The sequence below is a fragment of the Pseudomonas sp. SWRI22 genome (assembly GCF_014268395.2).
Taxonomy (GTDB): Bacteria; Pseudomonadota; Gammaproteobacteria; order Pseudomonadales; family Pseudomonadaceae; genus Aquipseudomonas; species Aquipseudomonas paracarnis.
In genome coordinates, this window is sequence record NZ_JABWQK020000002.1 from 944,741 (window position 1) to 968,381 (window position 23,641).

18 protein-coding genes and 4 tRNA genes are annotated in these 23,641 nt (G+C 61.9%); 21 read left to right on the forward strand and 1 reads right to left on the reverse strand.

From position 1 onward, the window contains the following. Positions 1 to 8: 8 nt before the first annotated feature. The 20 genes from leuB to HU730_RS21780 all read left to right on the forward strand — a co-directional run bounded on the left by leuB (position 9) and on the right by HU730_RS21780 (position 21,954). The gene (gene leuB, locus HU730_RS21685) at positions 9 to 1,091 is read left to right on the forward strand and encodes a 3-isopropylmalate dehydrogenase (protein ID WP_003192555.1); all 1,083 of its coding nucleotides are present in this window, start codon (positions 9 to 11) and stop codon (positions 1,089 to 1,091) included. Positions 1,092 to 1,155: 64 nt separating this feature from the next. Continuing rightward, positions 1,156 to 2,268: an aspartate-semialdehyde dehydrogenase gene (asd, locus tag HU730_RS21690; protein ID WP_003192554.1), complete on the forward strand. Its 1,113-nt coding sequence runs from the start codon at positions 1,156 to 1,158 to the stop codon at positions 2,266 to 2,268. Between the two features lie 249 nt (positions 2,269 to 2,517). Next, complete coding sequence (locus HU730_RS21695) at positions 2,518 to 3,528, forward strand: aspartate-semialdehyde dehydrogenase (protein ID WP_186527884.1); 1,011 nt, start codon at positions 2,518 to 2,520, stop codon at positions 3,526 to 3,528. Positions 3,529 to 3,689: 161 nt separating this feature from the next. Further along, positions 3,690 to 6,209 carry a FimV/HubP family polar landmark protein gene (locus HU730_RS21700; RefSeq protein ID WP_096144799.1) on the forward strand — a complete coding sequence of 840 codons (2,520 nt, stop codon included), beginning with the start codon at positions 3,690 to 3,692 and terminating at the stop codon, positions 6,207 to 6,209. Between the two features lie 243 nt (positions 6,210 to 6,452). Continuing rightward, positions 6,453 to 7,277 carry a tRNA pseudouridine(38-40) synthase TruA gene (gene truA / locus HU730_RS21705; RefSeq protein ID WP_003192549.1) on the forward strand — a complete coding sequence of 275 codons (825 nt, stop codon included), beginning with the start codon at positions 6,453 to 6,455 and terminating at the stop codon, positions 7,275 to 7,277. A gap of 63 nt (positions 7,278 to 7,340) precedes the next feature. Beyond that, positions 7,341 to 7,973: a phosphoribosylanthranilate isomerase gene (locus HU730_RS21710; RefSeq protein WP_034126238.1), complete on the forward strand. Its 633-nt coding sequence runs from the start codon at positions 7,341 to 7,343 to the stop codon at positions 7,971 to 7,973. 245 nt (positions 7,974 to 8,218) lie between these two features. Continuing rightward, positions 8,219 to 9,139, forward strand: coding sequence for an acetyl-CoA carboxylase, carboxyltransferase subunit beta (accD, locus tag HU730_RS21715; protein ID WP_003192545.1), 921 nt, complete (start codon positions 8,219 to 8,221; stop codon positions 9,137 to 9,139). Next, positions 9,136 to 10,443: a bifunctional tetrahydrofolate synthase/dihydrofolate synthase gene (gene folC / locus HU730_RS21720; RefSeq protein ID WP_186527883.1), complete on the forward strand. Its 1,308-nt coding sequence runs from the start codon at positions 9,136 to 9,138 to the stop codon at positions 10,441 to 10,443. The genes accD and folC overlap by 4 nt, the downstream gene beginning before the upstream one ends. Further along, positions 10,427 to 11,095 carry an SPOR domain-containing protein gene (locus tag HU730_RS21725; RefSeq protein WP_014719152.1) on the forward strand — a complete coding sequence of 223 codons (669 nt, stop codon included), beginning with the start codon at positions 10,427 to 10,429 and terminating at the stop codon, positions 11,093 to 11,095. The genes folC and HU730_RS21725 overlap by 17 nt, the downstream gene beginning before the upstream one ends. A gap of 242 nt (positions 11,096 to 11,337) precedes the next feature. Beyond that, positions 11,338 to 11,895, forward strand: coding sequence for a CvpA family protein (locus HU730_RS21730; protein ID WP_003192538.1), 558 nt, complete (start codon positions 11,338 to 11,340; stop codon positions 11,893 to 11,895). A 41-nt stretch (positions 11,896 to 11,936) separates the two neighbouring features. Then, positions 11,937 to 13,442: an amidophosphoribosyltransferase gene (gene purF, locus HU730_RS21735; protein WP_003192537.1), complete on the forward strand. Its 1,506-nt coding sequence runs from the start codon at positions 11,937 to 11,939 to the stop codon at positions 13,440 to 13,442. Positions 13,443 to 13,507: 65 nt separating this feature from the next. Next, the gene (locus tag HU730_RS21740) at positions 13,508 to 14,719 is read left to right on the forward strand and encodes an O-succinylhomoserine sulfhydrylase (RefSeq protein ID WP_186527882.1); all 1,212 of its coding nucleotides are present in this window, start codon (positions 13,508 to 13,510) and stop codon (positions 14,717 to 14,719) included. Positions 14,720 to 14,730: 11 nt separating this feature from the next. After that, a complete protein-coding gene (locus HU730_RS21745; RefSeq protein WP_003192533.1) occupies positions 14,731 to 15,495 on the forward strand; it encodes an SDR family oxidoreductase in 765 nt (254 codons plus the stop codon). A 107-nt stretch (positions 15,496 to 15,602) separates the two neighbouring features. Next, positions 15,603 to 15,678: transfer RNA gene (locus HU730_RS21750), tRNA-Val, on the forward strand. A gap of 55 nt (positions 15,679 to 15,733) precedes the next feature. After that, positions 15,734 to 15,810 (forward strand) — tRNA-Asp (locus HU730_RS21755). Between the two features lie 104 nt (positions 15,811 to 15,914). After that, a tRNA-Asp gene (locus HU730_RS21760) sits at positions 15,915 to 15,991 on the forward strand. A 388-nt stretch (positions 15,992 to 16,379) separates the two neighbouring features. Then, the gene (locus HU730_RS21765) at positions 16,380 to 19,211 is read left to right on the forward strand and encodes a xanthine dehydrogenase family protein molybdopterin-binding subunit (protein ID WP_186527145.1); all 2,832 of its coding nucleotides are present in this window, start codon (positions 16,380 to 16,382) and stop codon (positions 19,209 to 19,211) included. Further along, positions 19,204 to 19,743 carry a (2Fe-2S)-binding protein gene (locus tag HU730_RS21770; RefSeq protein ID WP_034128255.1) on the forward strand — a complete coding sequence of 180 codons (540 nt, stop codon included), beginning with the start codon at positions 19,204 to 19,206 and terminating at the stop codon, positions 19,741 to 19,743. Before HU730_RS21765 ends, HU730_RS21770 begins: the two co-directional genes overlap by 8 nt. A gap of 2 nt (positions 19,744 to 19,745) precedes the next feature. Beyond that, positions 19,746 to 20,981 carry a cytochrome c gene (locus tag HU730_RS21775; RefSeq protein WP_096143889.1) on the forward strand — a complete coding sequence of 412 codons (1,236 nt, stop codon included), beginning with the start codon at positions 19,746 to 19,748 and terminating at the stop codon, positions 20,979 to 20,981. Between the two features lies 1 nt (position 20,982). Further along, entirely contained in the window at positions 20,983 to 21,954 is a 972-nt protein-coding gene (locus HU730_RS21780; protein ID WP_054898769.1) for an XdhC family protein, read from the forward strand. A gap of 136 nt (positions 21,955 to 22,090) precedes the next feature. Here HU730_RS21780 and HU730_RS21785 read toward each other — a convergent pair whose 3' ends face one another. Beyond that, the gene (locus tag HU730_RS21785; protein ID WP_054898770.1) at positions 22,091 to 23,374 is read right to left on the reverse strand and encodes an FAD-binding oxidoreductase; all 1,284 of its coding nucleotides are present in this window, start codon (positions 23,372 to 23,374) and stop codon (positions 22,091 to 22,093) included. Positions 23,375 to 23,558: 184 nt separating this feature from the next. On the opposite strand from HU730_RS21785, the gene HU730_RS21790 reads away from it, so the two are divergent. Further along, positions 23,559 to 23,635 (forward strand) — tRNA-Val (locus tag HU730_RS21790). Positions 23,636 to 23,641 lie beyond the last annotated feature (6 nt).

Here is a 23,641-nt window from a genome sequence, read left to right on the forward strand (position 1 = left end):
AGGAACGCATGAGCAAGCAGATTCTGATTCTCCCTGGCGACGGTATTGGGCCGGAAATCATGGCCGAAGCGGTCAAGGTCCTTGAGCTTGCCAACAGCAAGTACAGCCTGGGCTTCGAGCTGAGCCACGACGTGATCGGCGGCGCTGCCATCGACAAGCACGGCGTGCCGCTGGCTGACGAGACCCTCGACCGCGCCCGGGCTGCCGATGCGGTACTGCTCGGCGCCGTGGGTGGGCCGAAATGGGACAAGATCGAGCGTGACATCCGCCCTGAGCGCGGCTTGCTGAAGATTCGTGCGCAACTTGGCCTGTTCGGTAACCTGCGCCCGGCCATCCTCTACCCGCAACTGGCTGACGCGTCGAGCCTCAAGCCGGAAGTGGTAGCGGGCCTGGATATCCTCATCGTGCGTGAGCTGACCGGCGGTATCTACTTCGGCTCGCCACGGGGCGTGCGCGAGTTGGAAAATGGTGAGCGTCAGGCCTATGACACGCTGCCATACAGCGAGAGCGAAATCCGCCGTATCGCCCGTGTCGGTTTCGACATGGCGCGCGTGCGCGGCAAAAAAGTCTGCTCGGTGGACAAGGCCAATGTGCTGGCTTCCAGCCAACTGTGGCGTGAAATCGTCGAAGAAGTCGCCAAGGATTATCCGGACGTCGAACTGAGCCACATGTACGTCGACAACGCCGCCATGCAACTGGTGCGCGCACCCAAGCAGTTCGACGTGATTGTCACCGACAACCTGTTCGGCGACATCCTGTCCGACCAGGCGTCGATGCTCACCGGTTCCATCGGCATGCTGCCGTCGGCGTCCCTGGACACCAACAACAAAGGTATGTACGAGCCGTGCCACGGTTCGGCGCCAGACATCGCGGGACAGGGCATTGCCAACCCGCTGGCGACGATTTTGTCGGTGTCGATGATGCTGCGCTACAGCTTCAACCTGGGCGATGCGGCGGACGCAATCGAGAAGGCCGTCAGCCTGGTGCTGGATCAGGGCTTGCGCACCGGCGATATCTGGTCCCAGGGTTGCACCAAGGTCGGGACGCAAGAAATGGGCGACGCAGTAGTCGCCGCGCTGCGGAATCTGTAATCTCTCGGGCCCGCTTGCAGTTGTTGCTGCAAGGCGGCCCACTTTTTAACAAGGTGTAGTTGCGATGAAACGTGTAGGTCTGATCGGTTGGCGCGGTATGGTCGGTTCCGTGCTCATGCAGCGGATGCTGGAAGAGCAGGATTTCGATCTTATTGAGCCGGTGTTTTTCACCACTTCGAACGTAGGTGGCCAAGGGCCGTCCGTGGGCAAGGATATTGCCCCGCTCAAGGATGCCTACAGCATTGAAGAGTTGAAGAGCCTCGACGTGATCCTGACCTGCCAGGGTGGCGACTACACCAGCGAAGTCTTCCCCAAGCTGCGCGAAGCCGGCTGGCAGGGTTACTGGATCGACGCCGCTTCGAGCCTGCGCATGCAGGACGACGCGGTGATCATCCTCGACCCGGTCAACCGCAAGGTCATCGACCAGCAACTGGACGCCGGTACCAAGAACTACGTGGGCGGCAACTGCACCGTCAGCCTGATGCTGATGGGCCTGGGCGGCCTGTTCGAAGCGGGCCTGGTGGAATGGATGAGCGCGATGACCTATCAGGCGGCCTCCGGTGCTGGCGCGCAGAACATGCGTGAACTGATCAAGCAGATGGGCGCGACCCACGCCGCTGTCGCCGATCAACTGGCTGACCCGGCCAGTGCGATCCTCGATATCGACCGCCGTGTGGCCGAGGCCATGCGCAGCGATGCTTACCCGACCGAGAACTTCGGCGTGCCATTGGCCGGTAGCCTGATCCCGTGGATCGACAAGGAACTGCCTAACGGTCAGAGTCGCGAAGAGTGGAAGGCCCAGGCCGAAACCAACAAGATCCTGGGGCGTTTCAAGAACCCGATCCCGGTGGATGGCATCTGCGTGCGCATTGGCGCCATGCGTTGCCACAGCCAGGCGCTGACTATCAAGTTGAACAAAGATGTGCCGATTGCCGATATCGAAGGGCTGATCAGCCAGCACAACCCTTGGGTCAAGCTGGTGCCGAACAACCGCGATATCAGCATGCAGGAGCTGAGCCCGACCAAGGTCACCGGCACCCTGAATGTACCGGTGGGCCGCCTGCGCAAGCTGAACATGGGCAGCCAGTTCCTCGGCGCGTTCACCGTTGGCGACCAACTGCTGTGGGGCGCGGCTGAGCCGTTGCGTCGCATGTTGCGGATTTTGCTGGAGCGTTGATCGCTTGAGGTAATAACAGAAACCCGCGCTCTGGTGACAGGCGCGGGTTTTTTGTTGCCCTTGTGATCGTTCCCACGCTCTGCGTGGGAATGCAGCTCTGGACGCTCTGCGTCTGCTTTAGAGGCGTGACGCGGAGCGTCACAGGAGGCGTTCCCACGCAGAGCGCGGGAACGATCAGGGGGGCTGTAATTGCCTCACCCTCTACCACCCGGTAAAGTGCCGCTCCCCCGTAATGCCCGAGGCAATCCCATGACCCAGACCTTTGAAATCGCCGTGATCGGCGCTACCGGTACCGTTGGCGAAACCCTGGTGCAGATTCTCGAAGAGCTGGAGTTCCCGGTGGGCACCTTGTACCTGCTGGCGGGTAGCAACTCGGCGGGGGCTTCGGTGCCGTTTCGGGGCAAGAACGTGCGGGTCAAAGAGGTCGACACGTTTGATTTCAGCAAGGTGCAGTTGGCGTTCTTCGCTGCAGGCCCCGCGGTGACCCTGAGCTTCGCCCCGCGTGCCATCGCCGCTGGCTGCGCGGTGATCGACTTGTCTGGCGCATTGCCCGCCGAGCAGGCGCCGCAAGTGGTGCCGCAGGCCAACGCCCATGTGCTGGGCGCGTTGAAAAAGCCTTTCCAGCTCGGCAGCCCGAGCCCTTGTGCCACCTACCTCGCGGTGGTGCTGGCACCGTTGCGCAATGTAGTGGACATCCAGCGCGTGAGCGTCACCGCCAACCTGGCCATCTCTGCCCAGGGCCGCGAGGCCGTCAGCGAGTTGGCGCGCCAGACTGCCGAACTGCTGAACGTGCGTCCCTTGGAGCCAGCGTTCTTCGATCGGCAAGTGGCGTTCAACCTGCTCGCGCAAGTCGGCACGCCAGACGTCCAAGGTCATACCGCCCTGGAGAAGCGCCTCGTACACGAACTGCGTGCGGTGCTGGAAACACCTTTACTAAAGATTTCCGCCACCTGCGTTCAAGCCCCGGTGTTTTTCGGCGATAGCCTGACTGTGTCGCTGCAACTGGCCGCGCCGGTCGACCTGGCCGCGGTGAACCGCGCCCTCGACGCTGCGCCGGGAATCGAGCTGGTCGAGGAGGGCGATTACCCCACAGCCGTAGGCGATGCCGTCGGCCAGGACGTGGTGTACGTCGGGCGAGTTCGCGCAGGTATCGACGACCCGGCGGAACTAAATCTTTGGTTGACGTCAGATAACGTACGCAAAGGCTCGGCCCTGAACGCCGTGGAACTGGCGCAGTTGTTGATAAAAGACCTTGTGTAAAAGATACTTGGCGGCAATTTGTAGATTGATTCTAGCCAGGCGCTATGCTTGGTCCCAAGTGAAACACAAGCGCGTCGGTGACCTATCGGCTCGCCATGCCTTATGGCAGCGGTTACCAACCTTCTCGCAGAGCGGGAAGTGTTCAAACAAAGGATGAGGCTATGGTTCAAGTTCGCAAACTGGTGTTAGCAATAGCGGCCGCCTCGGCGCTGTCCTCCGGTATGGCGCAGGCGCTGCAACTTGGGGAGATGACCCTCAAGTCGAAGTTGAACCAGCCGCTGTCGGTGGAAATCGAATTGCGCGATGTGGGCGGCCTCACGGCGTCCGAGATCACCCCCAGCCTGGCTTCGGCCCAGGCCTTCGTGGATGCGGGTGTCGACCGCCAGGCGTTTCTCGATGACCTGACGTTCACGCCGGTGATCAACCCCGAAGGTCGCAGCGTGGTACGTGTGACCTCCAGCAAGCCGTTGCCCGATTCCTACGTGCGTTTCCTGATGCAGGTGCAATGGCCCAATGGCCGCTTGATGCGTGACTACAGTGTGCTGCTCGACCCGGCCAAGTTTGACCAGCCGGCACCGACTGCCAGCGCGCCGGCCAGCTCTGCGCCTGCCACTGGCACGCTTGCCCGGCACACCACCACGCCCCACGATACCTTGTGGGAAATTGCCGCGAAGAACCGTCATGGCGCCTCGGTCCAGCAAACGATGTTGGCTATCCAGGCGCTTAACCCGGATGCCTTTGTCGACGGCAACATCAACCGCCTGAAAACCGGCCAGGTGCTACGCCTGCCGGATATCACCCAAAGTACAGCCCTGGCCCAGCCGCAAGCGATTGCCGAAGTGAGTGCGCAGAACGCAGCCTGGCGCCAGCGCCAGCGCAGTCCTCAGGGGCAAGTGGCTGGTAAGCCGCAGTTGGATGCAACCCGGCGCACCCAGGCCGGCAATGCGCCGTCGAGCACCCAGGCCAAGGACAATTTGAGCCTGGTATCGGCGCAAGCCGCCAAGAAAGGTGGCAAAGGCGCAGCTGGGGACAGCCGCGCCCTGAGCGACAAGCTGGCGATGACCCAGGAAGAGCTCGACACCACGCGGCGCGACAACGAAGAACTGAAAAGCCGTGCCGCCGACCTGCAAAGCCAGCTGGACAAGCTGCAGAAGCTGATACAGCTGAAGAATGACCAATTGGCTCGTTTGCAGGCGCAAACGGGTGAGCCCGCCGCGATCCCCGCACAGTTGCCCGGTGAGCCTGCAGCCGAGCCTGCGGCCCCTGTTGCAACGCCAGCGCCAGCGCCTGAACCTGTCAAGCCGGCTGCCGCGCCGGCCAGTACCGAAGGCAAGTTCAATGATCTGCTGACCAACCCGATTGTGCTCGGCATCCTTGGCGGTGCGGCCCTGCTGGTGGTGCTGCTGCTTCTGTTGCTATGGGCTCGCCATCGCAATGCTCGCCGTGAAGAAGAGAAGCATCTGCGCATGGCTCGGGCGTTGGCCGAAGAGCCTGAGTTCGTTTCCAATATCGATCAAGACCTGCCGCCTGACAGCTTCGAGGGCCTTGAAGTGCCGCCGCCGAGCGTCAAGCTCGCCACCGCAGTGGCGCCAGCAGCCGCACCCGCGCCAGCACCGGTGGTCGAGACGGTTGTGGCGCCGACGGTCGCCTCCGTGCTGGCGCCGTTGGCGGTTGCCGTGGCTCAGGAAAATTCCAGCGACGCCCTGGCCCAGGCCCAATCCCATATTGACCGTGGCCACCTGAACCAGGCGGCGGATGTGCTTGAACAAGCCATCAAGCACGAGCCCAAGCGCAGCGACCTGCGTTTGAAGCTGATGGAAGTCTATGGCCTGCAGAACAACAAGGACGGGTTCGTCACCCAGGAGCGCCAGTTGGTGGCCAACGGTGAGAACCATGCCCAGGTCGAGCAGCTCAAGGCGCGCTTCCCGGCCATGGCCGTGTTGGCTGCGGGTGTCAGTGCCGCAGTGGCCGCCGCAGCCCTGGATGCGCAATACGTCAAGGACCTGCTCGACGACAAGCCGGCCTCGGCTGCGCAGGCAGACACCTTCGACACCGATTTCGACTTGAGCCTGGATGACCTGGAAGCCGCCTCGCCGGCCGAGATCGCGCAAGACCAGCAAACCTTTGAAACATTGCTCAAACAACAGACCGAGTCTAAGGCCGACGCACAGGACCTGTCGGACTTTGACCTGGACCTGCAGCTGGACCCGCCCGCGTCGCAAACCGATGACGACTTCCTGTCGGGCCTTGAAGAGCAGATCAAGGATGTACCGCCAGTGGAGCCGCCGACCCTGACGCCGGCTGCGCTGGACGAATTCGACCTGCCGGAAGACTTTGACCTGTCGCTGGCGGACGAGCCGAGCAACCCTGCGGCCAAGCCCGATGCCTTCGCGTCGGAGCTGGACGACGTCAACGCTGAACTGGATCGACTGTCCCAGAGCCTGGAACATCCGCCGATCGAGCCTTCCTTCACGGCTGAAGATGCCGCGCTGGGTGCTGAGGATGAGCCGGATTTCGACTTCCTCTCGGGCACCGATGAAGTGGCTACCAAGCTCGACCTGGCCCAGGCCTATATCGACATGGGCGATGCTGACGGCGCGCGAGACATCCTGTCCGAGGTGCTGACCGAAGGCAACGAAGGCCAGCGTGGCGAAGCCAAGGAAATGCTCGGCCGAATCTAACGGCCGAGGCAGAAAAATGTGGGAGCGGGCTTGTTGTGGCGAGGGAGCTTGCTCCCGCTGGGGGGCGTAGCGCCCCTGAAAAGCCGGCTCCAGCTGCGCTGTCGAACGGGAGCAAGCTCCCTCGCCACAAAAACCCCAGATTAAAAGCCCCCTCTCATGCATCCTGACGCCCTATAATGCCCGCCTTTGCGCAACTCATCAGGCTCTCAGTTCTTGGCAAATATAGATAACGCGGCTGCCGAAATGGCGGCCGCAGGCTTTTACCGCATCGCCCTGGGCGTGGAATACAAAGGCTCGCGCTATCGCGGCTGGCAGCGTCAGGCCTCCGGGGTGCTGACGGTGCAGGAAACCCTGGAAAACGCCCTGTCCAAAGTCGCCAACTCGCCGGTGTCGCTGATGTGTGCCGGGCGTACCGATGCTGGCGTACACGCGTGTGGCCAAGTGGTGCACTTCGACACCCAGGCCGAGCGGTCGATGAAGGCGTGGGTGATGGGGGCTAATATCAATTTGCCCCATGATGTCAGTGTCAGTTGGGCCAAGGTCATGCCGGCGCATTTTCACGCCCGTTTCAAGGCCATCGCCCGCCGTTACCGCTACGTGATCTACAACGATCAGATCCGCCCGGCGCACCTCAATGAAGAAATCACCTGGAACCACCGCCCGCTGGATGCCGAACGCATGGCCGAAGCCGCGCAGCATCTGGTCGGGGTGCATGACTTCAGCGCCTTCCGTGCCGGGCAGTGCCAGGCCAAGTCGCCGATCAAGGAAGTCCACCACCTGCGGGTGACGCGCCACGGCAAGATGATTGTGCTGGATATCCGTGCAGGTGCCTTCCTGCATCACATGGTGCGCAACATCGCTGGCGTGCTGATGACCATCGGCACCGGTGAGCGCCCGGTGGAGTGGGCCAAGGAAGTGCTGGAAAGCCGCATTCGCCGCACGGGCGGGGTCACGGCGCATCCGTTCGGCCTTTACCTGGTGGATGTGGAGTACCGCGACGAGTTCGAATTGCCGGAACGCTTTATCGGGCCGCACTTCCTCACCGGTTTCAGCGAACTTGGCGGCTGACGCCCGGAAAAGCTTTTGTTACCATCCGGGACTTTCTCGGTCCAACCCTGAGGTTCCTACGACATGTCAGCCGTTCGCAGCAAGATTTGCGGGATTACCCGCATAGAAGACGCGCTGGCGGCAGTCGAAGCGGGGGCGGATGCCATTGGCCTGGTGTTTTATGCCAAGAGCCCACGGGCGGTGAATGTGCTGCAGGCGCGGGCGATCATCGCTGCATTGCCGCCCTTCGTGACCACCGTGGGGTTGTTCGTCAACGCCAGCCGCTGCGAGCTCAACGAAACCCTGGATGCGGTGCCGCTGGATATGTTGCAGTTCCATGGCGACGAATCGCCAGAGGAATGCGAAAGCTATCAGCGCCCCTACATCAAGGCGTTGCGGGTCAAGGCCGGGGACGATATCGCCGCAGCCTGCGCCGCTTATACCGGCGCTCGCGGGATTCTGTTGGACACCTACGTCGAAGGCGTACCTGGTGGCACGGGCGAGGCGTTCGACTGGACGCTGATTCCCGAGGGGTTGAGCAAGCCGGTCATTCTCGCGGGTGGGCTCACTCCAGCGAATGTCCAGGCGGCCATCGAACAGGTCCGGCCGTATGCCGTGGACGTCAGCGGTGGGGTGGAGCAGGGCAAGGGGATCAAGGACCCGAGCAAGATTCGCGCGTTCATGCAGGCCGTGCGCAACAGCAGGGGTGGGATGTGACGGCTGGCAGTCTGCCGCCGTCCATAACTACCACTGTGTAAAACAGCCCGGCGCCGCCTGTGGGTGGCCCGGAAACGAAGTGGCAACCCTGCGCTGGCAGGTTGTCTGGAAGGCTGAGGATACGGGCGGGAAATGGCAGGTCCAACGTCTGACCCCGTCCCGCCTGTGTCATCGCCACATATGAATTTAGCTCAAGGGCATACGCGGGGCTGTGTTCGAGCCACCGGTACTGGAGAAAAGAAAGCATGAGCAACTGGTTAGTAGACAAACTGATCCCTTCGATCATGCGTTCCGAGGTGAAGAAAAGCTCGGTTCCTGAAGGTCTGTGGCACAAATGCCCATCCTGCGACGCGGTGCTGTATCGCCCGGAGCTGGAAAAGACCCTGGACGTTTGCCCCAAGTGCAACCACCACATGCGTATTGGCGCACGCGCCCGTATCGACATCTTCCTGGATGCCGATGGCCGTAATGAGCTGGGTGCCGACCTGGAGCCGGTTGACCGTCTCAAGTTCCGCGACAGCAAGAAGTACAAGGACCGCCTGGTCGGCGCACAGAAGCAGACTGGCGAAAAAGACGCGCTGATTTCGGTCAGCGGCAAGCTGCTGGGCATGCCGGTAGTAGTCTCGGCCTTCGAATTCTCCTTCATGGGCGGTTCCATGGGTGCCATCGTCGGTGAGCGCTTTGTTCGCGCCGCCAACTATGCCCTGGAAAATCGTTGCCCAATGATCTGCTTCGCCGCCTCCGGTGGTGCGCGTATGCAGGAAGCCCTGATTTCCCTGATGCAAATGGCCAAGACCTCGGCGGTACTGGCGCGTCTGCGTGAAGAAGGCATTCCGTTCATCTCCGTACTGACCGACCCGGTCTACGGCGGCGTCTCCGCCAGCCTTGCGATGTTGGGCGATGTGATCGTTGGCGAGCCTAAAGCCCTGATCGGTTTTGCCGGCCCGCGCGTAATCGAGCAGACCGTGCGGGAAAAACTGCCGGAAGGCTTCCAGCGCAGCGAGTTCCTGCTGGAGCACGGTGCGATCGACCTGATCATTCCGCGTGGCGAACTGCGCCCGCGCCTGGGCAGCCTGCTCGCGCAAATGATGGGCTTGCCGACGCCTGTGTACATCGCGCCTAAGGTCGAGCCGATCGTCGTGCCGCCGGTGCCAGCAAACCTATGACCCAACGTACCCTGGGCGAATGGCTCGCCTACCTTGAGCAGTTGCATCCGTCCGCCATCGACATGGGCCTGGGGCGCTCGCAACAGGTAGCGGCCCGCCTCGGGTTGGGCCAGCCGGCACCGCGTGTGATCACGGTGACCGGCACCAACGGCAAAGGCTCCACCTGTGCCTTTGTCGCCGCGCTGTTGCAGGCCCAGGGCCTCAAAGTCGGCGTGTACAGTTCGCCGCACCTGCTGCGCTACAACGAGCGGGTGCAGCTCAATGGCGTCGAAGCCACTGATGCCCAGCTGTGCGAAGCCTTCGCAGCCCTGGAAGCCGGGCGTGGCGACATTTCCCTGACCTATTTCGAGATGGGCACCCTGGCGGCGTTCTGGCTGTTCGAGCATGCGCAACTGGATGTGGTCGTGCTGGAAGTCGGCCTCGGCGGGCGTCTGGATACGGTCAACGTGGTGGATGCCGACCTGGCCCTGGTAACCAGCATTGGTGTCGATCATGCCGATTACCTGGGCAATACCCGCGAATCGGTGTCTTTTGAAAAGGCCGGGATCTTCCGTCAGGGCCGTCCGGCGCTGTGTGGTGACCTGGACCCACCGCAACCCTTGCTCGACAGGGCGCGCGAACTGGATTGCCCGTTCTACCTGCGGGGTCGCGAGTTCACTCTGGACATCGGCCACACCCATTGGCAATGGCGTGGGCAGGATGCACGTGGCCAACGGGTAGAGCTGCTTGATTTGCCGTTGCTGAACCTGCCGATGGAAAACGCCGCGCTCGCGCTGCAAGCCTATTTGCTGCTGGACCTGCCGTGGGACGCCGCGCAGATCGCGGCGACCTTGCTGGCAACGAAAGTGGTGGGGCGCCTCGATCGCCGAACCTTCGACTGGCAAGGCAAGCGCCTGAGCCTGATGTTGGATGTAGGCCATAACCCCCATGCTGCGCAGTACCTGGCTCAGCGTCTGGCGCGTACGCCGCCGGTGGGGCGTCGCCTGGCGGTGTTCGGGTTGTTGGTCGACAAGGACCTGGACGGCGTGGTTGCGCCACTGCTGGGCAGCGTCCAGTCTTGGGCCGTTGCGCCGCTGGACACGCCACGCAGCCGTCCTGCGGTTGAGTTGGAAACTGCCTTGCAGAACCTTGGCGCGCCGGTGACGTCGCATGCAAGCGTCACTGCAGCCCTGGAGGCGCAGTGTGCGGTAGCGACGGCCGAGGACGAAATCCTGTTGTTCGGATCATTTTATTGTGTTGCCGAGGCGCTTGAATGGCTGGCCCGGCGCTCCACGGAGGAAGCTGCACATGGCATTACTGGATAGCGCATACAAGCAGCGAATGGTCGGGGCCCTGGTGCTGGTGGCGTTGGCGGTAATCTTTTTGCCGATGCTGTTTTCCCGTCAGGACGAACAGCGCCAGGTGGTGGTTGAAGCTCCCGCTGCGCCCCAGGCGCCGGTGGTGCCGCAGGTTCAGGTCGAACCGGTGGTCGTGCCTGAGCCTCAGGTGTTGCCGGAAGAGCCTGTGCCCGTCGAGGAGGAGGTCGTCACACAGCAGGCGCCTTCACAGGCCCCTTCGATGCCGGTGCAGCCAAGTGTGCCGGTGGTCAAGCCAACGCCAGCCCCGGCTGTCGCCGCCAAACCGGCTGCACCGGCGCCAGCGCCCAAGCCGGTAGCGCCGCAGCCTGCAGCGCCTGGCAAGCCGGATGTGGGGCAGAGTCGCATCGACCCTAATGGCCTGCCGATCAGTTGGTCGATCCAGCTGGCCAGCCTGGCCAATCGCGAAAGTGCCGACGCCTTGCAGAAAAAGCTGCGTGCCCAGGGGTATAACGCTTATATCCGCAGCGCTGACGGCAAGAATCGTGTGTTTGTCGGGCCGCTGATCGAGCGTGCGGAGGCAGATCGCCTGCGCGATTTGCTGGGTCGTCAGCAGAACCTCAACGGGTTTGTGGTGCGTTTCCAGCCCGAGCGCGGCTGAACGGGCAATATGCTCTAAATGTGGGAGCTGGCTTGCCTGCGATGGCGGTGGTTCAATCGACAACGATGTCGAGCGTGCCGCCCTCATCGCAGGCAAGCCAGCTCCCACATTGGTTTGTGCTGGGGTTGAAATGCGATTGGCCCGTCACAATCTATTGATTTGCAAAGCACCCGCAATCACCGCTTACCGATAGCCCGGCGCTCTGCTAAAATGCGCCGCCTTATCCGTACGTAGGCTGCACTGTGCCATTTACCTGGGTTGATTGGGCGATCGTTGCAATCGTCGCCATCTCCGCTTTGATCAGTCTGAGCCGCGGCTTCGTAAAAGAAGCACTGTCGTTGCTGACCTGGATCATCGCAGGAGTCGTAGCCTGGATGTTCGGTGGTTCACTGTCGGTCTACCTGGCCGGGTACATAGAGACACCTTCGGCTCGCGTCATCGCGGGCTGCGCCATCATGTTCATCGCCACGCTGTTGGTGGGGGCAATGGTCAATTATCTTATTGGCGAGTTGATACGTGTCACCGGCCTCTCCGGGACCGATCGATTTCTCGGCATGGCCTTCGGGGCTGCGCGTGGCGCGTTGCTGGTGGTCGTGGCGGTCGGGCTGTTGAGCCTGGGGCCGGTACAGCAGGATTCGTGGTGGCAGGAGTCGGTACTCGTGCCAAAATTTCTATTGGTTGCAGACTGGTCCAAGAACCTCATCCTGGGGTGGAGCAGTCAGTGGCTGGCCAGCGGAATCAGCGTACCCGCTGATCTTCCGTTCAAGGAGCACCTCTTACCGGCCAAAACGCCTCAGTAAGCTGTGTTCAGTCAAGATTCATTAAGTAGGGGTTGCGTCGCATGTGTGGCATCGTCGGTATCGTCGGTAAGTCGAACGTCAATCAGGCGCTGTATGACGCGCTAACCGTCCTCCAGCACCGCGGCCAGGACGCTGCCGGTATTGTGACCAGCCACGACGGCCGGTTATTCCTGCGCAAGGACAATGGCCTGGTGCGTGACGTGTTCCATCAGCGTCACATGCAGCGCCTCGTCGGGCACATGGGCATTGGCCATGTGCGCTACCCGACTGCCGGTAGCTCGACCTCGGCCGAAGCTCAACCGTTCTACGTCAACTCGCCTTACGGCATCACCTTGGCGCACAACGGTAACCTGACCAACGTTGAACAACTGGCCAAGGAGATCTACGAATCTGACCTGCGCCACGTCAACACCAGCTCCGATTCGGAAGTGCTGCTCAACGTGTTCGCCCACGAGCTGGCCCAGCGCGGCAAGCTGCAGCCGACCGAAGAAGACGTGTTCGCCGCCGTGATCGACGTGCACAACCGTTGCGTCGGTGGTTATGCGGTGGTGGCGATGATCACCGGTTACGGCATCGTTGGTTTCCGCGACCCCCACGGCATTCGCCCGATCGTGTTCGGCCAGCGTCACACCGACGAAGGCGTCGAGTACATGATCGCTTCCGAAAGCGTGTCCCTGGACGTGCTGGGCTTCACCCTGATCCGCGACCTGGCGCCGGGCGAGGCTGTCTACATCACTGAAGACGGCAAGCTGCACACCCGTCAGTGCGCCGTAGCGCCGAAACTCACCCCGTGCATCTTCGAACACGTCTACCTGGCGCGTCCGGATTCGATCATCGACGGCGTCTCGGTCTACAAGGCGCGCCTGCGCATGGGCGAGAAGCTGGCCGAGAAGATCCTGCGCGAGCGTCCCGAGCACGATATCGATGTGGTCATCCCGATCCCGGATACCAGCCGTACCGCTGCGCTGGAACTGGCCAACCACCTGGGCGTCAAGTTCCGCGAAGGCTTCGTGAAGAACCGCTACATCGGCCGTACCTTCATCATGCCCGGCCAGGCTGCACGCAAGAAATCGGTACGCCAGAAGCTCAACGCCATCGAGCTTGAGTTCCGCGGCAAGAACGTAATGCTGGTAGATGACTCCATCGTGCGGGGCACCACCTGCAAGCAGATCATCCAGATGGCCCGCGAAGCCGGGGCGAAGAACGTGTACTTCTGTTCCGCTGCGCCTGCGGTGCGTTACCCGAACGTGTACGGTATCGACATGCCGAGCGCCCATGAGCTGATCGCGCATAATCGTTCGACCCAGGACGTGGCCGACCTGATCGGCGCCGACTGGCTGATCTACCAGGACCTGCCGGACCTGATCGAAGCGGTTGGCGGTGGCAAGATCAAGATCGAGCAGTTCGACTGCGCCGTGTTCGACGGCAAGTACGTGACCGGCGATGTCGACGAGGCCTACCTGAACAAGATCGAGCAGGCGCGCAACGACTCGTCGAAGATCAAGACACAGGCGGTCAGCGCGATCATCGACCTGTATAACAACTGAGTAAACACCGGCCCTGAGGGGCCGGTTTTGTATCTTAAACAAAGAATTGAATAAGGAGTCGCAGCATGAGTCAGGAATGGGATGCCGGTCGGTTGGACAGCGACCTCGATGGCGTAGCTTTCGATACCCTGGCTGTGCGCGCCGGCCAGCACCGTACCCCGGAAGGTGAGCACGGCGACCCGATATTCTTCACCTCCAGCTACGTGTTTCGTACTGCCGCCGACGCCGCTGCGCGGTTTGCTGGCGAAGTGCCGGGCAACGTGTATTCGCGCTACACCAACCCGACCGTGCGTGCGTTCGAAGAGCGCATTGCGGCCCTGGAAGGTGCCGAGCAGGCCGTGGCGACTGCCACCGGCATGGCGGCCATCCTGGCCGTGGTGATGAGCCTGTGCAGCGCCGGCGACCATGTGCTGGTATCGCGCAGCGTGTTCGGCTCGACCATCAGCCTGTTCGAGAAGTACTTCAAGCGTTTTGGTATTGAAGTCGATTACGTGCCCCTGGCGGACCTGTCCGGTTGGGAGGCGGCCATCAAGGCCAATACCAAGCTGTTGTTCGTCGAATCGCCGTCCAACCCGCTCGCTGAGCTGGTGGACATCGCCGCGCTGTCCGAAGTCGCGCATGCCAAGGGCGCCATGCTGGTGGTGGACAACTGCTTCTGCACCCCGGCCTTGCAGCAACCGCTGAAGCTGGGTGCGGACATTGTGGTTCACTCGGCAACCAAGTTCATCGACGGCCAGGGCCGTTGCATGGGCGGCGTGGTGGCCGGTCGCAGCGAGCAGATGAAGGAAGTGGTGGGCTTCCTGCGCACCGCCGGCCCGACCCTCAGCCCGTTCAACGCCTGGATCTTCCTCAAAGGCCTGGAAACCCTCAGCCTGCGCATGAAAGCCCATTGCGCCAACGCACAGGCCCTGGCCGAGTGGCTGGAGCAGCAGGACGGTATCGAGAAGGTGCATTACGCCGGCCTCAAGAGTCACCCGCAACACGCCTTGGCCCAGCGCCAGCAGCGCGGTTTCGGTGCAGTGGTGAGTTTTGAAGTGAAGGGCGGCAAAGACGGCGCCTGGCGCTTCATCGACGCGACGCGCTTGATCTCCATTACCGCCAACCTGGGTGACAGCAAGACCACCATCACCCACCCGAGCACTACCTCCCACGGGCGCCTGGCGCCGCAGGAGCGTGAAGCGGCCGGCATCCGTGACAGCCTGATCCGCATTGCGGTGGGCCTGGAAGATGTCGCTGACTTGCAGGCAGACCTGGCCCGCGGGCTGGCGGCCTTGTGATCGAGTGGTCCATGGAGGCCGCAGCGGCCAGTAACGGGCGCGTGGCGCTGGTGACGGGTGCGGCGCGGGGCATTGGCCTCGGGATTGCCGCGTGGCTGATCAGCGAAGGCTGGCAGGTGGTGCTGACCGACCTGGACCGCGAGCGCGGTGCCAAGGTATCCAAGGTGCTGGGCGACAATGCCTGGTTTATCACCATGGACGTGGCCGACGAGAAGCAAGTGGCCCAGGGTGTCGCCGAGGTGCTGGGGCAGTTCGGGCGCCTGGATGCGTTGGTGTGCAACGCGGCGGTGGCCGACCCACGCAATATCACCCTGGAAAGCCTGGACCTGGCGTACTGGAATCGGGTGCTGGCGGTCAACCTCAGTGGGCCGATGCTGTTGGCCAAGCACTGCGCGCCTTACCTGCGTGCCCATGGCGGTGCCATCGTCAACCTGGCCTCGACCCGGGCGCGTCAATCCGAGCCTGACACCGAAGCCTATGCGGCCAGCAAAGGTGGGCTGTTGGCCCTGACCCACGCCCTGGCCATGAGCCTTGGGCCGGAAGTGCGGGTCAATGCGGTCAGCCCTGGCTGGATCGACGCACGTGATCCGGCTGCGCGGCGTGCAGAGCCGCTCACCGACGCCGATCATGCCCAGCATCCGGCGGGCAGGGTGGGGACGGTGGAGGACGTGGCGGCGATGGTGGCCTGGTTGCTGTCACGCCAGGCCGGGTTCGTCACCGGGCAAGAGTTCGTGGTGGACGGCGGCATGAGCAAGAAGATGATTTACAGCGAGTAGGGCGGGTAGCTGTCTTGAAGTCATTTTGTCTTTTTCAGAAAAACTTCAAGCAGGCTATTGACTTAGGTCCGCTACCTGCGTAAATTTCGCGGCCTCAACGAAGCAAAGGGTGATTAGCTCAGCTGGGAGAGCATCTGCCTTACAAGCAGAGGGTCGGCGGTTCGATCCCGTCATCACCCACCACTTCTTGAGAGTTTTGCCCTAGGGCAAGACGCAACGTTAAAGGTTGCACCGACGCGCAGCGGTAGTTCAGTCGGTTAGAATACCGGCCTGTCACGCCGGGGGTCGCGGGTTCGAGTCCCGTCCGCTGCGCCATATTTTCCAGGTTCGATATATCGGGCTTGAGATTGAACAGCCAAGGCTGATCGATCAGATGTTTAAGGTGGTTGAGGGTTCATGCTCAATCAGCCAAGCGATACGCAGCGGTAGTTCAGTCGGTTAGAATACCGGCCTGTCACGCCGGGGGTCGCGGGTTCGAGTCCCGTCCGCTGCGCCATATCTGCCTCAAGGCCCACTGAACGCCTTGAAGCACAAGGAAAGCCACTGGCTCACCTTGATCCGATAGCAAAGACCCTGGTCGAAAGGCCGGGGTTTTTTGTGTCTGGGGTTTGAAAAAAAGCCTCATCTTCTTCGCTACCAACAGTGCTCATTATCGGCAAACGGCCGGCAGAACATTTCGATTCTGTCGGCCGTTTTGCGTTCTTGTGTCAAAAAATTTCAATGTGGTTATTTGCCGCAGGCGCAGAAACCTTTAAAGTTAACCCTTCGGTCAACTTTGCACTGTCATCATGGCCTTTTGATTCGTCGAGAAAGGTTTCTGCAAGTCTCCAGATTTGGTGTACTTAACCATAAGGGCGGATTTATAACCGCTCAGAGGATGATCCATGTCCAACCGTGAAATAACCCGGCGCTCGTTCCTCCAGGGCGGGCTGGTGGCGGGTGTGAGTGTCACGCTCACGCCGCTCAGCACCCAGGCGCTGGCTGCCTTGATGGAAAACAGCGTGACCGTGCCGTCTGAAAAGTGGCTTGGCCATAACGGCAAGGCGCGCCAGCGTAACGATGCCTTGTCGAAAGTCTGCGGCAGCAAGGTGTTTGCCCGCGACATCCGTTCCAAGGACATGCCTGGCTGGCCCCAGCAGCAAGGTCACGCCATGTTGCTCAAAACCATCAAGGCCGACCACATCTACGCGGGCTACGACCTGTCGTGGCTTGGCGCCGAGCTGCAGCCGGACCGTATTGTCACCGCTGCCGACCTGGACAAGGACGGTATCGTCTTCCCGGAAGAACATGCGCCGGCCCCGTTGCTACCCGAGGGCAAAGTGCCGATGTTCATCGGTCACCCGGTGGCGATCCTGATCTGGAACGACTTCGAGCGTTTCCGTCAGGCCAAGAACAAACTCAAGTTCAATGACAAGGCGATTCGTTACGGCGCCAAAGTGCCGTATTACGAAGGTGACCCCTACGGTAGCTTCCGCTACGTGCGCGTGGGTGGCCCGACCTCGGCCGATGAAGACGAATTCGCCAGCCTCAAGGATTCGATCCTGTTCCCGATGCTGAAAAACCGTCGCCCAGTGTGGAATTCCCAGCCGAACCTGCACGGCAACCTGACCGAGCGCGGGCTGTTCTACGCCGAGCGCATGAAGAGCCAGATCAACACGCCACCGGACAACTGGCTGGTGTTTGACGAGCGCTACAAAACCCCATCGATCGAACCGGCCGCCATGGAGCCGGACAACGGCAACGGTTGGTACGATCCAGCAACCAAAACCCTGCACTTTGTGGTGGCTACCCAGTGCCCATTGGAAGTTGCGACCGAGACCGCCAAGATGATCTCGCCGTCGCGCTTCGGCCTGGCTCATCTGAACATGCACCCGGGTTACACCGTTGGTTACGGTTCCAAAGACCACAACATTTTCGTCTACTACGCCGCCCTCGCTGCGTTGTATGGCGCTGGTGTGCCGGTGCGCCTGGCCAACGACCGTTACGAGCAATTCCAGAGCGGCATCAAGCGTCACCCATTCGATATCCGCTATCAGTTGGCGGTCGACAAGAACGACCACAGCTTCAAAATCTTCCTCGCCGACATGAGCGTCGACGGCGGTGGCCGGATCAACTACAGCCCATCGGTGGCTGCGGTCGGCGCCACGGCGGCGCAGTCGATCTACTACATGCCGCAGAACGACCTGCAAGTCACCGCGTACCATTCCCGTGGCGTTGAAGCCGGTTCGATGCGGGGCTACGGCACCCTGCAAAGCATGGCGGCGACCGAAATGATGGTCGACGAAATCGCCGGCCGCCTTGGTGTGGATGCCATCGAGCTGCGGCGCAAGAACGCATTGCGTTCGGGCATGAAGAACACCCAGGGCGCGATCCCTGCCGGTGCGTTGCGGCTGCACGAAATTCTCGACAAGGCCGCTGTGCACGACGTGTGGAAAAACCGTGACGCGATCAAGCAACAACGCGAAGCCGCAGACCCGGATAACTGGTATGGCGTCGGTTTTGCCATCTGCCAGAAAGACTTCGGCACCGGTTCCGAAGCGCCGATGGCCAGTGTTGAATTCAGCGCTGACGGTCGCATCAGCCTGCGCCACATCGGAATCGAAATCGGCACCGGCATGTCCACTTCGCAGTCGCTGGTGGTTGCCGACTTCCTCGGCAGCCCGGCCCACGAAGTGAAGACCGGCGAAACACAATGGCAGGAAATGCAACTGGTCACCGGCGGCAACCCTTACACCATGAGCCAGGCCGAGCAGGACAACCTGCTGCGTAACCCGCGTTGGGTGGGCAAGCTCGCTTCGGCGTCTTCGGCGACCAACTCGGCGTACTACTTCAGCCACGCCACCCGCGAAGCGGCGCGTGTGCTGTTCAACCACGGCCTGTGGCCAGCGGCGCTAGAGATCTGGCGCCAGGGCCCGTTCGGCGGCCAGGCCAACCCCTATGTGGTACGCCGCGAAGACGCACATTGGGTGGACGGCAAGCTCACCGCCAACGGCATGCAGCCATTGAGCTTTGAAGAACTGGCCAGGCGCGCTCATGAGCGAGGCCTGGTCACCGCTGCCACGGTCCACGGGTTCAACCGCTGGAGCTGGGCCGAGGCTGAGTACAGCATCGACGGCGTGCGCGAGCGCCTGCCGCTCGACGGTCTGGCGGTGAAATACGGTGATGGCGCACCGAAAGCCAAGCAGGCGCTGATGAGCACTGCCGGTTTCCACCTGCTCGATCGCCAGAACGTCAGCTATCCCGCCACCCAGTTGAATAACGCTGCGGTGACGTACTACAGCCCCGTCGCCACGTTGGTCGAGTTGAAGGTCAACAAGGGTTCGGCGCAGGTCGAAGTGCTCAATCACCATTCATGGGTCGAGTGCGGGCGTGTGCTGGTTGAAGAGTTGGTCAAAGGCCAGCTCGAGGGTGGAGTGGCCATGGGTATCGGTCACGCGTTGATGGAGGAAATGCCGTTGTACGAAGGCGGGCCGGGGGAGGGCGACTGGAACTTCAACCGCTACCGTCTGCCGATGGCGCGTCACGTTGCCGTATGGAAGCAGACCTCGGAGATTCTGCCGGCGCTGTCGCCAAGCGACCCGTCCAAAGGTATCGCTGAAGTGGTGATGATCCCGATTGTCGGGGCCATCGGTAATGCGGTGGCACACGCCATCGGTAAACGTGTTCGCGACCTGCCAATCACGGCTGCACGCATCAAGGAGGCCCTCAATGGCTAACCGTCCGCTTCAACTGACCCTCAATGGTCAACCCGTCGGCCCGGTGGACATCCCTGATGACCTGCCGATGATCGACTACCTGCACGAATACAAAAACCTCACGGGCTCGCGGCTGGGCTGCGGCCAAGGCATTTGCCACGCCTGTGTGGTGATCGTCGACAACCCGGACGGCACCAGCGAAGAAGTGCGCACCTGCATCACCGGCGCGCATTACTTCGAAGGCAAGCAAGTGCGCACTATCGAAGGCCACGCCAAGCGCGATGAGTCGGGCCAGGTCACTGAGCTCAACCCGATCCAGCAGCGCTTCGTGGATGAGTTCGCCTTTCAGTGCAGCTATTGCGCGCCGGGCTTCGTTAACGCGGCGACCGTGTTGGTGGAGAAACTGCAACGCCAGCCGACCGTGCACAGCAAGCTGGAACAAGTCATCGAGGACAGCCTCGGTCATCACGTCTGCCGTTGTACCGGGTACGTGCGTTATTACAACGCCACCCGCAACGTGCTGACCGATCTCGGCCTGGTCAAGGAGGGTTAAGCATGAAGCTTTTTCTGACCCGCCTGGCCTTGGCGGTCGGCCTGGCCGCGCCGGTATTGTTTGCCCACGCTGATGATCAAGCCAAGCGCGGCGAATACCTCGCCCGCGCCGCTGACTGCATGGCCTGCCACACTGCACCGGGCGGCGCGCCGTTTGCCGGCGGCCTGCCGATTGTCTCGCCGTTTGGCACCATCTATGGCACCAATATCACGCCAAGCAAAGAACACGGCATCGGCTTGTACAGCGATGACGAGTTCTTCGCTGCGTTGACCGAAGGCAAGCGTCGCGACGGTGCGTACTTGTATCCGGCGATGCCCTACACCTCCTACCACCTGATGCCGCGTGAAGACTCGGACGCCATTCATGCGTACCTCAAAACCATCGAGCCGATCGAGCGCGCAGCGCCGGTCACGAGCCTGAGCTTTCCCTTCAACGTGCGCCTGGGCCTGATGGGCTGGAACGTGCTGTACGGCAAAGCGCTGAAACTGGAACCGGCCGAAGGCAAGAGCGAAGCCTGGAAGCGCGGCCAGTACATGGTCGAAGTGCTCGGCCACTGCGGCGAATGCCACACCCCACGTGGCCTGCCCGGTGCGATGGAGCTGGACAAGCGCCTGACCGGCGGCATCCTCAATGGCTATCTGGCGCCCAGCCTGCTCGCCACCGACCTGGCCGCGCGCGGCTGGAATGAGCAGGACCTGGCCACGTTCCTCAAGCATGGCATGAGCGCACAAGGGACGATGTTCAACGAGATGTTCCCGGTGTTCCACAACAGCACCCAGGGCCTGAGCGATACGGACCTGGCCGCGATGGCGACCTTCCTGCTCGGTGATAAACCGCCCGCAGCCAAGGCGCTGGTCGAAGTGCCGGTGGAACACCTTGGCCCGAGCGCTCAGCGCGGCCGCCAGGAATACCTGAACGTCTGTGCCGGTTGCCATGCCGCGGGGGGCGAAGGCAAGCCGCACATCGCGGTGGCGATGCGCGGCAACACCACGCTGCGTCTGGAAGACCCGCGCAACTTGGTGCGGGTGATCGAGGACGGGATCGGCGAGCAGAAGTTCTCCGGGTTCGAGCACATGCAACCGATGCCGGGCTTCGCGGGAAAACTCAGCCCGGAACAACTCACCGACCTGATCAATTACCTGCGCCAAGGTTGGGGTGGGCAGTCGGCGGAGTTGGCGGTGAGCGATGTGCAGAAGCTGCAGGCTGAGGCGCCGTCCATCGAGCACAAGGCGCACTGACATGCAGCATCTGGACCTGCAGGTGATACGACGGGCGCTGGCGTGGTCGGTGGCGGGGCAGCGCATTTGGCTCTGTACGGTGCTGGCCACCTACGGCTCGGCGCCGCGGGCGCCGGGTTCGCTGCTGGCGGTGAACGCCGCTGGGCAGTGGATTGGGTCGTTGTCGGGTGGTTGCGTCGAGGAAGACTTTCTCGAACGCGTCGCCGAAGGTGCGTTTTTCGCTGCGGTCAACGTGGTGCGCTACGGCGCAGGGGACGATCCGCGCTCGCGGGTCAGCCTGCCCTGCGGCGGCATTCTCGATGTATTGGTTGAGAAGTTCGAGCCTGACTGCGAGGTGCAGGCGCACCTACGTGAAGTGGAGTCGGCGCTGCTCGGGCAGCGCCGCTTGATTCGCCAAGTCGACCTGGCCAGCGGGGCGCGCAGCCTGGTCGCTGATTGTGAGCAGGGCGTGCGCATCGAGCGTGACAGTGAGCGGGTGCGCATCCGCGTCGGTGCGGCTCAGCGTTTATTGCTGGCTGGGTACTCCAGCGTGGCGCAGGCGTGTGCCGAGTTTGCAGTCGGCCTTGGGTTTGAAGTGATTCTCTGCGACCCACGTGATGAAGTGCTCGAAGGCGTGGTGCTCAATGGCGTGGAGATTCGTCGCCAGTTGCCGTCGGTGTTTATTGCCGACGGCGGCTGTCACCGTGATACGGCGGTGGTTGCGCTGACGCATGACCCGCGTATCGACGATCTGGCGATGATGGAAGCGGTGCGTACCGACGCGTTCTACATTGGCGTGATGGGGTCGTTGCAGACCTCGCAGAAGCGCTTTGAGCGACTGCGCCGCATCGGTGGGTTGGGGGAGCCTGAACTGGCGCGGATACACGCGCCTATCGGGCTTAACCTGGGCAGCAGGACGCCGTCGGAAATTGCGTTGGCGGTATTGGCGGATATCGTACGGATTCGTAGCGGGATTGCTCGCGACCAGCTCTGAGCGCATCTTTGCTTGAAGGCTTGATGTAAATGTGGCGAGGGAGCTTGCTCCCGCTGGAGTGCGTAGCGCTCCCAGGCTTTTGGGGCCGCTTCGCAGCCCAGCGGGAGCAAGCTCCCTCGCCACAGTCTGCCTGTGTTTACATCCCGAATTTATCCCGCAACCCGTAGTACCAAGCCCCCAGCGCCGCAAACGGCGTGCGCAACATTTGCCCACCCGGGAACGGGTAATGCGGCAAGCCCGCAAACGCATCAAAACGCTCAGCCTGACCTCGCAAGGCCTCCGCCAGTACTTTGCCTGCCAAGTGCGTGTACGTCACGCCATGACCGCTACAGCCCTGGGAGTAATAGATGTTGTCACCCAGGCGGCCGACCTGCGGCAAACGCGACAGGGTGAGGAGGAAATTGCCGGTCCAGGCGTAGTCGATCTTCACGTTCTTCAGTTGCGGAAAGGCCTTGAGCATTTTCGGTCGGATGATCGCTTCGATATTCGCCGGGTCCCGCGCGCCATAGACCACGCCGCCGCCGAAGATCAGGCGCTTGTCGCTGGTGAGGCGGTAGTAGTCGAGCAGGTAGTTGCAGTCCTCGACACAGTAATCCTGTGGCAATAAAGTCTTGGCTACTTCATCGCCCAGTGGCGCCGTGGTGATCACTTGGGTGCCGCACGGCATCGACTTGGCCGCTAGCTCCGGCACCAGATTGCCCAGGTAAGCGTTCCCCGCGACGATAATGAATTTGGCCCTGACCCTGCCTTCGGCGGTGTGTACCACCGGATTGGCACCGCGCTCAATGCGCACCGCTGCCGATTGCTCATAGATCGTGCCGCCCAGGGATTCCACAGCCGCGGCTTCACCGAGCGCCAGGTTGAGCGGGTGGATATGGCCACCGCTCATGTCCAGCAAACCCCCCACATAGTTGTCACAGGCCACCACCTCGCGGATGCGGCGCTCGTCCAGCAACTCCAGTTGCGTATGGCCGTAGCGCTCCCACAGGCGCTTTTGCGACTCCAGGTGGCCCATGTGCTTGCTGTTGAGGGCGGCGAACACGCCACCGTCCTTCAAATCGCACTGGATCTGATACTTGGCCACGCGCTCACGGATGATCCTGCCGCCTTCAAAGGCCATCTGCCCCAACAACTGCGCCTGGTGAGGCCCGACGCTGCGCTCGATCACGTCGATATCGCGGCTGTAGCTGTTGACGATCTGCCCACCGTTGCGACCCGAAGCACCAAAACCCACCTTGGCGGCTTCCAGCACCGTGACGCGAAAGCCGTTCTCCAGCAAAAACAGCGCACTGGAAAGCCCGGTATAGCCGGCCCCGATCACGCACACATCGGTCTCGACTTCACCTTGCAACACAGGGCGGGGCGGAACTGCATTCGCAGAAGCGGCGTAATACGACTGGGGGTAGGGGGTGTTCGCCATCCTGGAACCTCTGTTTTATATTTTTTACGAGTGCGCCGATCCTACCTGAGTTGAAAATTGCCTGCCAGCCACCCGAAAATCACGGGTGTACCCGGCGCAAATAAAAAATTCGCATATTCATAGGGTTAGCTGCAAAAAAGATGTTGACACCCCTTCGGAATTCCGTAGAATGCCGCCTCACAGCAGGCACGTAGCTCAGTTGGTTAGAGCACCACCTTGACATGGTGGGGGTCGTTGGTTCGAGTCCAATCGCGCCTACCAAACAAA

What these genes read in the sequence shown, in the direction of transcription:
- HU730_RS21725 (WP_014719152.1), top strand. Translation starts at nt 10,427, where the DNA reads ATGGCATTACTGGATAGCGCATACAAGCAGCGAATGGTCGGGGCCCTG.
- HU730_RS21780 (WP_054898769.1), top strand. Translation starts at nt 20,983, where the DNA reads ATGCAGCATCTGGACCTGCAGGTGATACGACGGGCGCTGGCGTGGTCG.
- HU730_RS21700 (WP_096144799.1), top strand. Translation starts at nt 3,690, where the DNA reads ATGGTTCAAGTTCGCAAACTGGTGTTAGCAATAGCGGCCGCCTCGGCG.
- HU730_RS21775 (WP_096143889.1), top strand. Translation starts at nt 19,746, where the DNA reads ATGAAGCTTTTTCTGACCCGCCTGGCCTTGGCGGTCGGCCTGGCCGCG.
- folC (WP_186527883.1), top strand. Translation starts at nt 9,136, where the DNA reads ATGACCCAACGTACCCTGGGCGAATGGCTCGCCTACCTTGAGCAGTTG.
- HU730_RS21710 (WP_034126238.1), top strand. Translation starts at nt 7,341, where the DNA reads ATGTCAGCCGTTCGCAGCAAGATTTGCGGGATTACCCGCATAGAAGAC.
- truA (WP_003192549.1), top strand. Translation starts at nt 6,453, where the DNA reads ATGGCGGCCGCAGGCTTTTACCGCATCGCCCTGGGCGTGGAATACAAA.
- purF (WP_003192537.1), top strand. Translation starts at nt 11,937, where the DNA reads ATGTGTGGCATCGTCGGTATCGTCGGTAAGTCGAACGTCAATCAGGCG.
- HU730_RS21765 (WP_186527145.1), top strand. Translation starts at nt 16,380, where the DNA reads ATGTCCAACCGTGAAATAACCCGGCGCTCGTTCCTCCAGGGCGGGCTG.
- HU730_RS21770 (WP_034128255.1), top strand. Translation starts at nt 19,204, where the DNA reads ATGGCTAACCGTCCGCTTCAACTGACCCTCAATGGTCAACCCGTCGGC.
- leuB (WP_003192555.1), top strand. Translation starts at nt 9, where the DNA reads ATGAGCAAGCAGATTCTGATTCTCCCTGGCGACGGTATTGGGCCGGAA.
- HU730_RS21745 (WP_003192533.1), top strand. Translation starts at nt 14,731, where the DNA reads ATGGAGGCCGCAGCGGCCAGTAACGGGCGCGTGGCGCTGGTGACGGGT.
- HU730_RS21740 (WP_186527882.1), top strand. Translation starts at nt 13,508, where the DNA reads ATGAGTCAGGAATGGGATGCCGGTCGGTTGGACAGCGACCTCGATGGC.
- HU730_RS21695 (WP_186527884.1), top strand. Translation starts at nt 2,518, where the DNA reads ATGACCCAGACCTTTGAAATCGCCGTGATCGGCGCTACCGGTACCGTT.
- asd (WP_003192554.1), top strand. Translation starts at nt 1,156, where the DNA reads ATGAAACGTGTAGGTCTGATCGGTTGGCGCGGTATGGTCGGTTCCGTG.
- accD (WP_003192545.1), top strand. Translation starts at nt 8,219, where the DNA reads ATGAGCAACTGGTTAGTAGACAAACTGATCCCTTCGATCATGCGTTCC.
- HU730_RS21785 (WP_054898770.1), bottom strand. Translation starts at nt 23,374, where the DNA reads ATGGCGAACACCCCCTACCCCCAGTCGTATTACGCCGCTTCTGCGAAT.